This window comes from Micromonospora yangpuensis, from assembly GCF_900091615.1.
GTDB classification, from domain to species: Bacteria; Actinomycetota; Actinomycetes; order Mycobacteriales; family Micromonosporaceae; genus Micromonospora; species Micromonospora yangpuensis.
Map to the genome: position 1 here is coordinate 6,434,925 of NZ_FMIA01000002.1, position 12,728 is coordinate 6,447,652.

Below are 12,728 nucleotides of genomic sequence, written 5' to 3' on the forward strand. Positions count from 1 at the left end.
CGTTTCCGGGTACGGGAGAAACGTAGATGAGCCTCCCCGAACTGGGAAGAACGCACTTTTTCGTGACCAGGTCACCTTTTGGTGACCGCTCCGACGGCCAGCGGCATCGAGGCTGGCGGGCTGGCTCCCCCCACCAGGCCCCCAACGAGCACTCAGCCCCGGCCGGCAGACCGAGGCTGAGCTGGGTAAGGGGAGATCATCAGTGGGCGGAGGGTGTGGGATTCGAACCCACGAAGACATCGCTGCCTTACCGGTTTTCAAGACCAGCGCCATCGGCCTCTAGGCGAACCCTCCCGGAGCGTGCCCCGTGGGGCACGACCGTCGACCAGTCTGCCAGAGTCCGCCCAGCGGCGCTCTGTCGTACCCCTCGGCTGAACGCCGACGGTGAGCACCCGCCGCGCCTCAGCGCAGCCGGTCCGCCACCTGCGCCAGGCCGCCCCGGATCAGCTGCCCGTACGGGTCGTCGCCGAGCGCGCCGATGGTGGCCTGCGCCTGCTGGAGGTGTTCCCGGGCCCGGTCCAGGTCACCGAGCTTGCGGTAGCACTCGCTGAGGTTCAGGTGCAGCGACGGGTACAGCGCGGCCACCGACATCGGCACCCCGGCCTCCGCGATCCGCGCCTCCGTGATCAGGTCGGCGGCGGCCAGCGCCCGCAGATCCCAGAGCAGTTCCTGCTGTACGTCGTCCTGCACGTCCGCCATCGCGTGCGCCAGGGTGCAGCGTTGCAGCGGGTCACCCTGCTCGCCGCCGATCTCGTCCCAGATCTCAGCGAACTGCACGCGAGCGGCATCCCGCCCGCCCTGGTGACTGAGCTGCACCGCCTCGCCGATCCGCAGAAGCGTCGGCTCAGTGATCATGCGTGTCTCCTTCCGTCAGGCCACCCACCGGCCAGCGTTCAGCTCGGGAAAGCGCGCACTCCACAATGCACGGAGGCGAGCGGGCAGCCACAGCACCGGCCATAGTTTCCGCAACGTGTTGGCGTCGAGACACCGGTTCAGGTACGCGACCTCGGTGGCCTGACTCAACACCGTCTGGTACATCAGTTGGCGGTCCCCATCGTCGTCCAGGTCGTAGGTGCTGTCGCCGGACCAGTCCATCCTGCGGTCGAGTGTGATCAGACCGCCGACCGGACCCCGCAGGTCGGCCAGGCTTGCGGCAACGACGTAGTGCCGCTGGTCTACGTACCTCGAACCAGGCGGCGCGCGCCTTTCCCTGACCATTTCCACAGCCCCCGGGCGGAGTCAGACCGCGTACACGGCCGTGGCGTCGTCGCTTCGCTTGTTGCGGGCCCATCGCATGCAGGACGGGTCGGCCGCCTCGAACGCGCGTACCCTTCTGATCAGCTCGGTGGGGCCGTGCTGGTCGAGCAGTTCGAGCACGTCGGGCCAGTCCATAAGCTTGAACAGGGCCACCAGGCGGGCAGCTCCGTCGGTCAGGACGGCCACCCGCCGGATCGTGTCGAGCGGGATCTTCCCGGTGATGGCGTACCGGGCGGCGGTTGGATCGGCAGCTGCGACCCAGTATCCGCCCGGTGTGTTGCGGGCGGCCAACTCGGCGTGCTTCATCCGTAGCAGCGCGGCCTGTTTCTCGGCTGACCCGAACGGATACCGGTCGGCTTCCTCCCGCTCGGCACGAGCCGTCCGGTCCACCCGATCGTCCGCGACAACCTGGAGCCCGTCGGCAGTGTCGATGATGACGGTCACGTCGCCGAGAACCAGGTACTCCAGGACGGTCTCGTTGAGGCGTAGCAGGGCCACAACCGCCGACGGCGTACCCGGGTGCAACAGGTCGCAGGTGGCACGGTGCTGGTCGGCCACCGCCTGGATGCTGGTCATCAGCGTGCTCGGTAGGCTGGCGTCTAGGTCGGCCGCCAAGCCGGCGAGAGTGGAGCCGAGCTTGGCGACAAACCAGGAGATGCCGTGCATGCACCCCGTGCCGGTGCGAGCTGTGGCCCCGTCCAAGACGACGATCTGGTTCTCGCTGGCCATCACCCAGTCTTCGTTGCAGGCCTTCGGGTCGCCCGCTTCTGATGCTGCCGAGATTGACCATCGCAATCGGCAGGTTCTACGCACCGAGCTGTCCAACTTCTTCGAGGAAGTCTCTTGCCGCCGGCACGGTTGGGTAGGTGCGGACAAACGCGTCGCGCAGTTCGCCCGTCACCATCAGGAGCGAGGGCAGGGACTTTCGCTCGCCCGAGATCGCCTGCCGGCCCCACTCCACCGCCTGCTCGACGTCGCCCTGCCGGGCTGCGACGACAGCCAGCGTGATCTCCGCTTCGGCGATTCGCATCGGCTTGCGTGGCGTACCGTCCAGGTCGGTGGAGGTTCTGATCACCTCCTCGGCGTACACGGTGGCCCGGTCGTTGTCGCCGAAGAGGCGGTAGCAGTCCATCGCATAGAAGTCGAACTTCGCGGGGTCCACCACGAAGTGGTGGTCGACATCCTCCGGGTAGGGCAAGGTCTCCAGGACAGCGCGTCCGTGGTCGAGGGCCTTCTCCATCTCCCGGTAGTCGCCGATCCGCGCCCAGGCCTTGGCCCGCTGCGCCGCGAGTTGCACGGTCACGCTTCGCCGGGAGGCCGTCTGCTCCCCTTCCGCGGCTGCTACCAGCACCCCACGGTAGTCACCTTGGGTGATGGCGAACCAGGCCGCCATCTCGTGTGCCCAGCCGATGACGTCCACGTCGTCGGCCTCCTGCCCGAGCGACAGTGCCGCCCGTCGGGTGGCCTTGGCTTCGCGTCGCAGCCCCAGGTCGTACTCGACACAGCCGACCAGGAGCGAGACGAGCCCGGCGAGGGAAAGGATCTCCCGGTGCTGGGCGAGGGTCAGGCGGCGGTCGAGCAGTCCACAGATCCGGCGTAGCCAGGCGTGTCCTTCGACCGACAGTTGCTCCGGGCTGAGGTAGGGGTATTCGGAGCAGAGGCGGTCAGCGGTGATGCGCAGCGCGTCGAGGGTTGCCTGTGAGACGTCCGAGGCGCGTAGCCGGGCAACCAGTTCGAGCGTGTCCAGTCCGGTGCCGGCGATCAGCTCGGCGCTGGCTCCGCGCGGTCCCGGGCTGGGAAAGAAGGCAGCGCTCACGGTACCGAAGGTCTTGGCGATCAGCGGCTTGTAGAAGGCGTCCGGCTCAACCTCGCCCGTCTCCCATCGTTTCCAGTTCCTCAGCAGACTGGAGGCAGCGGGCAGGGGCCTGTCGGAATGGCTTGTCAACGCGCGCACCGCGTCCGGTTGGGACCAGCCACGCGCCTGCCGCTCGGCCCGTAGTCGACGCGCCCAGGCGGGTCGCCCGTCCTCGTGCCCGTTGCGGTCGGCCATGCCCCTGAGTATCGCTCCGCACCGCTGGTGGCAGGAAGGGGACATCGGGCTGTCCTCACCCCTGACACTGGTGGACCGCCTGCTTCCTGTCGCAGACTCAGCGGTACCCCTCACCCACCATGCCGGCACGGCAGACGTCCGGCCCGAGCACTCTTCGACGGTGCTTTCCCGGTAGGCAGGAGGCGATCACCGAACGACGAATCAATTCATGCTGGCCCGGGTCACTTTCACCAGTCAGGCGGAGAAGGTGTAGTCGAGGAGGTAGGCGCTGCCGTCCAGGACCATCCGGTTCACTTCGACACACCTGTGCGAGTCGTCGAAGGCATGCCGGGTGATCTCGACGACGGGCGTCCCTTCTGGCAGGTCGAGGCGGTCCGTCTCCTCCGGTACCGGCATCCGGGCCCGGAGGTACTCGGTGAAGGTCACCGGGGCGTACCCGCTCTCGGCCAGTCGGGCGTAGATGCCGCCCGGCCCGGCGTCGGTGTGCATGATCGGCGTACGCCTGGCCAGGTCGACGGGTAGGTACGAAGTGGCCAACTGCACGGGCCGATCCTCGACCAGAAACCTCCGGGAGCGGAAGACGACCAGGCTGCCGACGTCGAGCCCCAGCGGTTCGGCGACCCACTCGACGGCCGCCGTCTCGCCGGTCACCACGTCGACCGCGCGCGGCCGGTCGGCCGTGTCCGCCTGCTGGATGGCCTGGCCGGTGCCCCAGTGCTGACGGGCCAGCCGGCCCGGCGAGCTACGCCGGATCGGACGAAACTGCGGCACGGTCACTCCACCATTCCCCTCTTACCGACGCCTTCTCACTGATCATCGATGTCGGCGACGACTGCCGTGACGTTGTCGGGGCCGCCGTATTCGAGGGCCAGGGTGATCAGCTGGTCGACGGCATCCTGCGGCGTGCCGGCGGCGCGGAGCGCGGCGTGCAGCAGGTGGTGTGGCACGTAGGAACTGAGTCCGTCGGAGCAGAGCAGAAGCCTGTCCTCCGGCCGCAGGGTCAGTGGGGTCAGGTCGGGCGACCGTCCGTCCGCCCGACCGTCGAGGAAGCGGGCCAGCTTCTCGGGAAGATGGGGTACGTCGGCAGAGTCGGCCACCAGGTGGCGGTAGACGTGGTCCTCGGTCAACTGGACGGTCTGGCCGTCGCCCGGCCCTCCCCGGAGCAGGTACGCGCGGGAGTCCCCGACGTTCGCCAGCACGGCTGATGTTCCGTTGTGGAGCAGTGCGACCAGGGTCGTACCCATCCCGGCCAGGTCCGGCTCGGCCTCGACCCGTTGCCGCAGCGCATCGTTCGCGGTGCTGATCGCCCCGCCCAACGTGGTGGCCAGCGCCGATGCCTCCACCGCGCGGTCGTACCACTTCATCGTGTCGATCACCGTCGTGCTGGCGACGTCACCGGCCACGTGCCCACCCAGCCCGTCGGCGACGGCGAGCAGGTTCGGGCCGACGTGGTACGCGTCCTCGTTACGTCGTCGTACGAGACCGAGGTGGGAGGCGGCTGCCACGCGAAGGATCATGACTCACCTGCCTGGTCCGGGGCGGGTGGGTTCTCGGCGTCGTCCGGCCACGGATCGCGGGCCGACTCGTCCCGGTGCAGGACGTGGATCGTCTCCACCCGGTCGCTGGCGACGACGTACTCCGTCACCTCGACCGGCTTGCCGTCACCGCCCGAGGTGCCGACCCGCACGATCTCCAGCACCGGCAGGTTGGTCGGGATCTCCAGCAGGGCAGCCTCGTCCTTGCTGGGCATCCGGGCCCGGTGGATCTCCATCCAGCTGATCGGCCAGTGGCCGGCCTGTTCCAGCCGGTACAACCAGTCACCCGGCCCGGGTGCCTGTGCGGAGACGCCGGAGATGTCGGCGACCCGGGGGTGAATCCACGAGACGTTGATCTGGAAGGGCGGCTCCGACTCGGGACCGGTGACCCGGAACCGGCGCAGGACCGCAGTGCCCGGTGGCACGCCGAGCAGTCGCGCGATCCGCGGGTCGTCCAGCGTCTCGACTGAGGCCACCGGCGGGATGTGGTGTTTCCACACCTCCTTGCTGGAGGCGGAGGGGAACGAGTAGCCGGGGGCGACGTGGTTCCGCTTCACCAGGTTCCCGCGCGGCCGACGGGGTCCGCGCTGGCCGGGTCGCACGCGGTCAGGCCGATTCGGTCTCGGTGAGCACCCAGTCGACGTACGCGGGGTTGCCGGCGATCACCGGGAGCGCGATCACACAGGGCACGTCGTACGGGTGCTCGTCATTGGCCCGCTGCACGATCTGCGGCACCAGACTCACCCGCGTGTGCAGCGCCACCCGCGCCTCGGGCTCGTCCTGCACCGCCCCCTCCCACCGGTACACGGACCGGATGGCGGCGATGTTCTGGCCGCATGCCGCCAGCCTGTCGTCGACCAGCCGGCGGGTGAACTCCACCAGCCAGTCGGCGCTGTCAGCCGTGATGACGACCTCGCAGATCTCAGTGCTCACAACCTCGGTTCCCCTTCGCTCTTCAGCCGGTTGACGATGCTCAGCACTTCGTCCTCGGTCTTGGCGATGGCACCCCAACCGGTGAGGATCGGCCCGTCGTAACTCAGCCCCACCCAGCGTCCGGTCATCTGCTGCCCGTGCTGGTGCAGTGCGAAGTAGAGCGTCCCCTTCGACCGGACGGCTGCCTCGTCGGCGACGTACCAGCCCATCAGCACTTCGTTGTCCCACAGTCGCAGCTCACCGCGCCACAGGTAGCCGCCCTCGTCGAACTTCTGGGTGCCCCGGGTCACGGCGAGCACGTCGAGGATGTCGCCCTTCTGCCGCATCCGGATCCGGTGCGGGTTCAGGATCTCCATCCCCTTGTTCCAGGTCTGCCAGCAGGCCCACCACTCGCCGGTCAGGTCGATCCGGTGCACATCCTCACCGGCCAACTCGTCGACGGTGATCTCCAGGGCGCGAGCGATCGACCGGGCCACGGCGAGGGTGGGTTGGGTCTCGCCAGCTTCGTACCGTCTGATCTGCCGCTTGTCCACGCCGACCCGAGCGGCCAGGTCCGCTTGCGACAGGCCCAGGACGCTACGGCGCTGACGCATGATCTCGGACATCTCCACCCCTCATATCTTCCGGGGACACTCCTGTCCGCACAACGCCCGACCCACCACACAGGCAAGGGCGTTGATGTCCTTGACAGGGGACTTGGTAGTCCTCAAACTACAGGACGTATACGTCCCCCAGCAAGGGACATGAAAGTCCTTTTTGCTTCGCTCATCTCTTCGACCCATCTCGTCGAGGAGAGCAGGTACCCCGGTCGCCACCAGTGCGAGGAGGACTCCCATGCGCAGCCGTGTGTCGTACGACGAGTATTTGCTTCGGGTTGCGTTGACCTTGGCGCGGCGGCACCGGTCGGTGTGGTCCTGGCGGCGGTGGCGGCGGGTCTGCCGCTGCGGCGCGGAGCTGCCCTGCCGGCAGCAGCACCGGGTACCGATCAACCGGGGCCACTGGCCCGACCAGGAGCAACCCCGCTCACGCAACCAGCGGTCCCTCGCCGAGCAGATGCATGAGGCCGAGCACAACGCGGCGCGGGCGCGGATCCTGGCGCAGGCCGAGGCGGAACGGATTCCGGTCGAGGAGACGACCCGGGCGGTACCGGAGTGGTGGTGGCGGCGTGGGCGCGGCTGAGCGGCCCAACCAGCGGGAGCTGCCGATCGGGCGGCAGGTGGCGCAGTGGCGGGTACGGCGGCGGATGACCCAGCAGATGCTCGCCGACCGGCTGGGCAAGTCGAAGAGCTGGGTGGACAAGGTGGAGCGCGGCGTACGTACCCTCGATCGGGTTTCGGTCCTGCACGACCTGGCCGGGGTGCTGCGGATCGCCCCGGCGGCGCTGCTCGACCCGGCCCGACCGCCGACGGTCACCGTGGGCGCGGTCGACGGGGTGGAGGGGGTACGCGCGGCGCTCGCCGTCGGTGAACCGTCGGGGTGGCGGGCGGTGGGCTCGGGCGCGGAGGTGGCCGGGCGGCTCGGGCACGCCTGGTTGACGTACCAGCATACCCGATACTCCCAGTTGTTGCGGATTCTGCCGGAGCTGCTGGCGGTCGTGCGGCACGCTGCCGAGGCGGGCATCATCGAGACGGGGACGCTGGTGCGGGCGTACCGGCTCACCGGGCAGGCGCTCGTCAAGATCGGCGAGGCCGAGTTGGCCTGGCTGGCCGCCGACCGGGCGGTCACCCTCGCCGCCGGAGAGCCGCGATGGTGCGCCGCCGGCACGGTGCCGCTCGCGCAGGCGCTCCGCAGCCTCGACCGGCCCCAACTGGCGTACGCCGCAGCGCTGGCCGCCGCCCGTCAGCTGGCCGCCGAGGTACCCGGTTCACCGGCGGCCCGCGCGCTGCACGGGGCGCTGCTGATCGAGGCCGCCTTCGCCGCCGCCGACCAGCCCGACACCGCAGTGGGCCTCGACCCGGGTACGGCCGACGGGCTGTTGCAACAGGCGGCGGCGAGCGCCCGGCTGGTGGTCGACGGCGAGGATCCGGAGTGGACCGGGTTCGGGCCGTCCGCCGTCGGGCTCGCCCGTGCCACGGCCGCCGCACTGGCCGGCGAGACCGACGACGCCCTTGAGCGGTACGCCCGGCTGAGCACCCGACCGGGGTGGCGGCGGCTGCCGGTCGAGCATCGGGCGGCGTACCTGCTCGACGTGGCGCGGGCCTGCCTGCGCGTCGGCGACCTGCTCGCGGCCGGCCGCCTGGTGATGATGGCGGAGCAGACGGCCCCCGCCGAGGTACGGACCCGGCCGTACGCCCGTGACCTGGTCACCGGGATCATCCGCGGTGGTGGGGCGTCGAGTGCGCTGATCCGGCTCGGCACCGACCTCGGCACGGCCTGACCCCTCGGCCGGACAGGCGGCAGGAGTCGGACGGGCAGGCGGCGGCGGGCGGACGGGCAAGCGGCGGCGGGCGGACGGGCAAGCGGCGGTATCGGGCGGGCAGGCGGCGATCGTTGAGCGGGCAGGCGGTGGGAGTCGGGCGGATGGCTCGTCGGGGCGGGGTGGGTGGGGTATGACAGGGGGATGCGAGCGATCACGATTCCCGAGCCCGGTGGACCCGACGCGCTGGTCTGGAGCGAGGTGCCCGATCCGCAGCCGGCCCCCGGCGAGGTGGTCGTGGCCGTCCGCGCCAGTGCGGTCAACCGGGCTGACCTGCTGCAACGGCAGGGACACTATCCGCCCCCGGCGGGCGCTTCGGCGTACCCGGGATTGGAGTGTTCCGGGGTCGTCGCCGCGCTCGGGCCGGAGGTGACCGGCTGGACGGTCGGGCAGGAGGTCTGCGCGTTGCTGGCCGGCGGCGGGTACGCCGAACGGGTGGCGGTGCCGGCCGGGCAGCTGCTGCCGGTGCCGGCCGGGGTGGACCTGGTCGACGCGGCGGCGCTGCCCGAGGTGGCCTGTACGGTCTGGTCGAACGTGGTCCAGCTGGCCGGGCTGACCCGGGGCGAGACGCTGCTGGTGCACGGCGGCGGCAGCGGGATCGGCACCTTCGCGATCCAGCTCGGTACGGCGCTCGGGGCGACCGTGCTGGCCACCGCCCGATCGGCGAAACAGGACCGGCTGCGGGCGTTGGGCGCCGCACACCTGATCGACTACCGGGAACAGGACTTCGTCGAGGAGGTCCGGCGGATCACCGACGGCCGGGGCGCGGACGTCATCCTGGACATCATGGGCGCGTCCTACCTGGGGCGGAACGTGTCGGCGCTGGCCACCGGCGGCCGGTTGGTGGTCATCGGGATGCAGGGCGGACGCAAGGGCGAGCTGGACCTCGGCGCGCTGCTGGCCAAACGGGCCTCGGTGAGCGCCACAGCCCTACGGTCCCGCCCGGTCGCGGAAAAGGCGACAATCGTGACCGGCGTACGCGAACAGGTGTGGCCGCTGGTCGAGGCGGGCGCGGTCCGGCCGGTGGTGGACCGGCGGCTGCCGCTGGCCGACGCGGCGCAGGCGCACCGGCTGATCGAGTCCAGCGACCACCTGGGCAAGGTCCTACTAACCCTGCCCTGACCCGAGCACTACGACGCCGGCGCACTGCGGTGCCGAAGACCTGACCCGAGAACCGACCACCTCGCACGACTTGCCCGGTTTGCCGCTTTCGACAGGGCAAGAAGTGTAGATCTTGGACACTTACCGTCCAAATAGAACGGTAAGTGTCCAAGATCTACCTTGGCGGCCCGCCTCGATGGCGGTGCGGTGCGTGCGTTGGTGGGGTTGGCTGGGGAGCGGGACCAGCTTGCACCGATTTGTCATGCTTTACACCTGAGCCGCCTGCGGCAGGCCGAGGATCTTGGAAGAATTCGGCCCCTCCAGGGGCACATTTCTTCCAATATCTTTTGACCAGAGCTGCGCCGCCGAGCGAGGCAACATCCAGTGGGGCGGTGCTACCAGGGAAAACCCCGGCGGGGCGGCGCCACCCAGCGGGGCACCCCGGCGGGGCCCACGCCACCCAGCGAGGCACCCCGGCAGGGCCCGCACCACCCAGCGGGGCGGCATCCGGTGCCCGCCAAGCGGTCAGCGGGGCAGGAGCCGGCGGGGGCCGGGGCCTTCGGCGGCCAGCTGGTCGACCGGGTTGTAGAGCGTGCAGCGTTGCAGGGACAGGCAGCCGCAGCCGATGCAGCCGGTCAGGTCGTCGCGGAGCCGGGTCATCAGGTCGATCTTCTCGGTGAGCCGGTCCCGCCAGGCGGTGGAGAGCTGCGCCCAGTCGTCGGGGCTCGGGGTCCGCCCGGCCGGCAACGAGTCCAGCGCCTCCCGGATCTCCTCCAGCGAGACGCCCACCTGCTGGGAGATCCGGATGAACGCCACCCGGCGCAGCTCCGCGCGGGCGTACCGGCGTTGGTTGCCGCTGGTGCGCTCGGCGCTGATCAGGCCGAGCCGCTCGTAGTAGCGCAGCGCGGAGGCGGCGACCCCACTACGGGCCGCGAGTTGGCCGATCGTCAGAGACTCGGGCATGAATCACCTTGTGCTGAAGTCGACTTCAAGTTGCAGGCTAAACCCATGACAACGACCACCGCCAGGGTGGGCCGGCTGCCGACGCCGGTCGCGCCCTACTTCGATCGGGTACGCGCCGGACGTGCGTTCGACGCGAATGTCTACTCCACCGTCGACGTGCTCTGGGTGCTCTACGACCGGGTACTGCGGATCAGCCCGGAGACGGTGGACGAGCCGGACCGGGACCGGTTCCTGCTCTCCAAGGGGCACGCCGTGGCCGGGTACTACGCGGTGCTCGCCGCCAAGGGTTTCGTACCCGTCGACTGGCTGGACGACCAGGGCGGCCCGGAGAGCCGGCTCGGCGACCACCCGGACCGGGTGCTGGTGCCCGGGGTGGAGATCGGCTCCGGTTCGCTCGGGCACGGCCTCGGGCTGGGCGTCGGCACCGCCCTCGGCCTGCGCGCCCAGGGCCTGCTCACCCCCCGGGTGTACATGCTGCTCGGCGACGCCGAACTGGACGAGGGATCCAACCACGAGGCGATCGCGTACGCCGGTGCCACCGGCCTGGGCAGCCTGACCGCGATCGTGATCGACAACGCCTCGGCCACCCACGGCTGGCCCGGTGGGATCGCCAGCCGGTTCACCGTCAACGGCTGGACCGCCGACACCGTCGACGGCCGGGACCACGAAGCCCTGCACACCGCCCTGACCCGGCCGCATCCCGATCGGCCGCACGTCGTCGTCGCGGTCGTCAACTCCGAGGAGTGAACATGTCCACCACGACCGCCCCGAGTTCCACGAGCGCCCAGCACCCCACCACCGCCCCGAGTTCCACGACGCCGGCCGGGCGGGACGCGATGGTCGAGGAGACGATCATGCGGCACGCGTTCGTCGACACGATGACCGCGATCCTGGCCGAGGACCCGCGTACCGCCCTGGTGCTGGCGGACATCTCCGCCTCGGCCTTCCATGTGGCGGCCGACCGCCATCCCGACCGGGTGCTCAACGTCGGCATCCGGGAACAGTTGATGCTCGGGGTCGCCGGTGGGCTCGCCCTGACCGGGCTGCGTCCGGTGGTGCACAGCTACGCGCCGTTCCTCGTCGAGCGGGCGTACGAGCAGATCAAGCTGGACCTCGACCACCAGGCGGCGAGCGCGGTGCTGGTCGGCATCGGCGCGTCGTACGACCGGGCGGCGGCCGGTCGGACCCACCTGAGCCCTGCCGACGTGGCGCTGATCGACACCCTCGACGGGTGGACCGTGCACGTGCCGGGGCACCGCGACGAGGTGCCCGACCTGCTGCGCTCGACGGTGGCCGGCGACTCGTCGGCGTACCTGCGATTGTCGGCCGAGTCCAACGACCGACCGCGCGGCGGCGACGGCACGTTGCAGTTGGTCCGGGACGCCGGGCCGGGCGCTGCGCTGCTGGTGGCGGTGGGGCCGCTGCTGGACACCGCCCTGGCGGCGGTACGGGAGCTGCCCGTTTCGGTGGCGTGGACCCACCGGCCCCGACCGTTCGACACCGCCGGGCTGCGCGCGCTGGCCGGTACCGAGGTGATCCTGGTCGAGCCGTACCTGGCCGGCACGTCCAGTCGGGTGGTCGGCGCGGCACTTGTCGACCGGCCGCACCGGCTGCTGGCGCTCGGGGTCGGTCGGGCGGAGCTACGCCGGTACGGCTCCGCCGAGGACCACCACCGGTGGCACGGCCTGGACGCGGGCGGTCTCCGGCAGTCGGTGACCTCGTTCCTGACGCCCTGACCCGAGCGACCCAGGCCGGGTCGGGTCGGGGTCAGCGGGGCGCGGTGGGCTTGCGGCGGGTACGTTCCCGGCCGAGGATCCAGAGTGCCTCCACGCCGTCCTTCCAGGTGATCTTCTTGCCCTCCTCGCGGCCCCGCGCCCGGTAGCTGATCGGCACCTCGTACGGGCGGATGCGCTGGCGGAGCAGCTTGCCGGTCACCTCGGCCTCCATGCCGAAGCCCCGGGACCGGATGTCCAGCGAGCGGTAGAGCGCCACCGGCATCAGCTTGAAACAGGTCTCCAGGTCACCGATGTAGGAGTTGAACATGATGTTCGCCGCCATGGTGACGCCCTTGTTGCCGATGACGTACCAGAAGCTGTAGGCGCTGTGGCTGCCGAAGGTGCGGTTGCCGTAGACCACGGTGGCCCGCCCGTCGAGGACCGGGTCGAGCAGCTTGGGGATGTCCTGCGGGTCGTACTCCAGGTCGGCGTCGAGAATGACCATGTACTCACCGTCGGCGTTGTCCACGGCCGTGCGGATCGCCGCACCCTTGCCCCGGTTACGTGGATGCGTGATCACCCGCAGCCGGGCGTCGTCGGCCCGACCGAGGATCTCGCCGGTGCCGTCCCGGCTACCGTCGTCGACCACGAGCAGCTCGATCTCGCACGGGTAGTCGACCGCCAACGCCTGCTTGAGCGCGTCGGCTATCCGGTCCTCCTCGTTGTAGACCGGCATCAGGATCGAGAGCTTCACGGGA

16 protein-coding genes and 1 tRNA gene are annotated in these 12,728 nt (G+C 70.3%); 5 read left to right on the forward strand and 12 right to left on the reverse strand.

All coding sequences use genetic code 11. From position 1 onward, the window contains the following. Window positions 1-207: 207 nt before the first annotated feature. The 10 genes from GA0070617_RS29155 to GA0070617_RS29200 form a co-directional block, all read right to left on the reverse strand. Window positions 208-294 (reverse strand) — tRNA-Ser (locus tag GA0070617_RS29155). Between the two features lie 108 nt (window positions 295-402). Further along, on the reverse strand, window positions 403-855 hold the full coding sequence (locus tag GA0070617_RS29160; protein ID WP_091445564.1) for a hypothetical protein: 453 nt from the start codon (window positions 853-855) through the stop codon (window positions 403-405). Window positions 856-870: 15 nt separating this feature from the next. Continuing rightward, a complete protein-coding gene (locus GA0070617_RS31910) occupies window positions 871-1,095 on the reverse strand; it encodes a hypothetical protein (RefSeq protein ID WP_229688265.1) in 225 nt (74 codons plus the stop codon). Between the two features lie 144 nt (window positions 1,096-1,239). Then, window positions 1,240-1,986 (reverse strand): protein phosphatase 2C domain-containing protein, encoded by a 747-nt coding sequence (locus tag GA0070617_RS29170; protein ID WP_091447765.1) that lies wholly within the window; start codon window positions 1,984-1,986, stop codon window positions 1,240-1,242. A gap of 76 nt (window positions 1,987-2,062) precedes the next feature. Beyond that, window positions 2,063-3,307, reverse strand: coding sequence for an NsdA family TPR-like regulatory protein (locus GA0070617_RS31915; RefSeq protein ID WP_091445566.1), 1,245 nt, complete (start codon window positions 3,305-3,307; stop codon window positions 2,063-2,065). A gap of 234 nt (window positions 3,308-3,541) precedes the next feature. Next, entirely contained in the window at window positions 3,542-4,078 is a 537-nt protein-coding gene (locus tag GA0070617_RS29180; RefSeq protein ID WP_175440708.1) for a GntR family transcriptional regulator, read from the reverse strand. 35 nt (window positions 4,079-4,113) lie between these two features. Further along, entirely contained in the window at window positions 4,114-4,824 is a 711-nt protein-coding gene (locus GA0070617_RS29185) for a PP2C family protein-serine/threonine phosphatase (RefSeq protein ID WP_091445570.1), read from the reverse strand. Continuing rightward, entirely contained in the window at window positions 4,821-5,402 is a 582-nt protein-coding gene (locus GA0070617_RS29190) for a UTRA domain-containing protein (RefSeq protein WP_373868336.1), read from the reverse strand. Before GA0070617_RS29190 ends, GA0070617_RS29185 begins: the two co-directional genes overlap by 4 nt. Window positions 5,403-5,448: 46 nt before the next feature. Continuing rightward, entirely contained in the window at window positions 5,449-5,775 is a 327-nt protein-coding gene (gene cutA, locus GA0070617_RS29195; protein WP_091445574.1) for a divalent-cation tolerance protein CutA, read from the reverse strand. Further along, entirely contained in the window at window positions 5,772-6,380 is a 609-nt protein-coding gene (locus GA0070617_RS29200; RefSeq protein WP_091447769.1) for a helix-turn-helix transcriptional regulator, read from the reverse strand. Before GA0070617_RS29200 ends, cutA begins: the two co-directional genes overlap by 4 nt. Before the next feature lie 229 nt (window positions 6,381-6,609). On the opposite strand from GA0070617_RS29200, the gene GA0070617_RS31920 reads away from it, so the two are divergent. From GA0070617_RS31920 to GA0070617_RS29215, 3 genes are all read left to right on the forward strand, one after another. Beyond that, window positions 6,610-6,954, forward strand: a complete 345-nt coding sequence (locus tag GA0070617_RS31920) for a hypothetical protein (RefSeq protein WP_229688266.1) — start codon at window positions 6,610-6,612, stop codon at window positions 6,952-6,954. Then, entirely contained in the window at window positions 6,941-8,152 is a 1,212-nt protein-coding gene (locus GA0070617_RS29210) for a helix-turn-helix domain-containing protein (RefSeq protein WP_229688267.1), read from the forward strand. The genes GA0070617_RS31920 and GA0070617_RS29210 overlap by 14 nt, the downstream gene beginning before the upstream one ends. Before the next feature lie 183 nt (window positions 8,153-8,335). Beyond that, window positions 8,336-9,313: an NAD(P)H-quinone oxidoreductase gene (locus GA0070617_RS29215; RefSeq protein ID WP_091445576.1), complete on the forward strand. Its 978-nt coding sequence runs from the start codon at window positions 8,336-8,338 to the stop codon at window positions 9,311-9,313. A gap of 504 nt (window positions 9,314-9,817) precedes the next feature. Here the strand turns inward: GA0070617_RS29215 and soxR are convergent. Beyond that, window positions 9,818-10,255, reverse strand: coding sequence for a redox-sensitive transcriptional activator SoxR (soxR, locus tag GA0070617_RS29220; RefSeq protein ID WP_091445578.1), 438 nt, complete (start codon window positions 10,253-10,255; stop codon window positions 9,818-9,820). Between the two features lie 45 nt (window positions 10,256-10,300). Between soxR and GA0070617_RS29225 the strand changes: the two genes are divergently transcribed. After that, a complete protein-coding gene (locus GA0070617_RS29225) occupies window positions 10,301-11,002 on the forward strand; it encodes a thiamine pyrophosphate-dependent enzyme (protein WP_091445580.1) in 702 nt (233 codons plus the stop codon). A 107-nt stretch (window positions 11,003-11,109) separates the two neighbouring features. Further along, entirely contained in the window at window positions 11,110-11,991 is an 882-nt protein-coding gene (locus GA0070617_RS29230; RefSeq protein ID WP_091447778.1) for a transketolase family protein, read from the forward strand. A gap of 31 nt (window positions 11,992-12,022) precedes the next feature. On the opposite strand, the gene GA0070617_RS29235 is transcribed toward GA0070617_RS29230, so the two are convergent. Continuing rightward, window positions 12,023-12,724: a glycosyltransferase family 2 protein gene (locus GA0070617_RS29235; RefSeq protein ID WP_091445583.1), complete on the reverse strand. Its 702-nt coding sequence runs from the start codon at window positions 12,722-12,724 to the stop codon at window positions 12,023-12,025. Between the last annotated feature and the right edge of the window lie 4 nt (window positions 12,725-12,728).

Excerpts from the sequence above, each read along its gene's own strand:
- GA0070617_RS29160 (WP_091445564.1), bottom strand. The coding sequence starts at position 855 with ATGATCACTGAGCCGACGCTTCTGCGGATCGGCGAGGCGGTGCAGCTC.
- GA0070617_RS31910 (WP_229688265.1), bottom strand. The coding sequence starts at position 1,095 with ATGGACTGGTCCGGCGACAGCACCTACGACCTGGACGACGATGGGGAC.
- GA0070617_RS29170 (WP_091447765.1), bottom strand. The coding sequence starts at position 1,986 with ATGGCCAGCGAGAACCAGATCGTCGTCTTGGACGGGGCCACAGCTCGC.
- GA0070617_RS31915 (WP_091445566.1), bottom strand. The coding sequence starts at position 3,307 with ATGGCCGACCGCAACGGGCACGAGGACGGGCGACCCGCCTGGGCGCGT.
- GA0070617_RS29185 (WP_091445570.1), bottom strand. The coding sequence starts at position 4,824 with ATGATCCTTCGCGTGGCAGCCGCCTCCCACCTCGGTCTCGTACGACGA.
- GA0070617_RS29200 (WP_091447769.1), bottom strand. The coding sequence starts at position 6,380 with ATGTCCGAGATCATGCGTCAGCGCCGTAGCGTCCTGGGCCTGTCGCAA.
- GA0070617_RS31920 (WP_229688266.1), top strand. The coding sequence starts at position 6,610 with ATGCGCAGCCGTGTGTCGTACGACGAGTATTTGCTTCGGGTTGCGTTG.
- GA0070617_RS29215 (WP_091445576.1), top strand. The coding sequence starts at position 8,336 with ATGCGAGCGATCACGATTCCCGAGCCCGGTGGACCCGACGCGCTGGTC.
- soxR (WP_091445578.1), bottom strand. The coding sequence starts at position 10,255 with ATGCCCGAGTCTCTGACGATCGGCCAACTCGCGGCCCGTAGTGGGGTC.
- GA0070617_RS29225 (WP_091445580.1), top strand. The coding sequence starts at position 10,301 with ATGACAACGACCACCGCCAGGGTGGGCCGGCTGCCGACGCCGGTCGCG.
- GA0070617_RS29230 (WP_091447778.1), top strand. The coding sequence starts at position 11,110 with ATGCGGCACGCGTTCGTCGACACGATGACCGCGATCCTGGCCGAGGAC.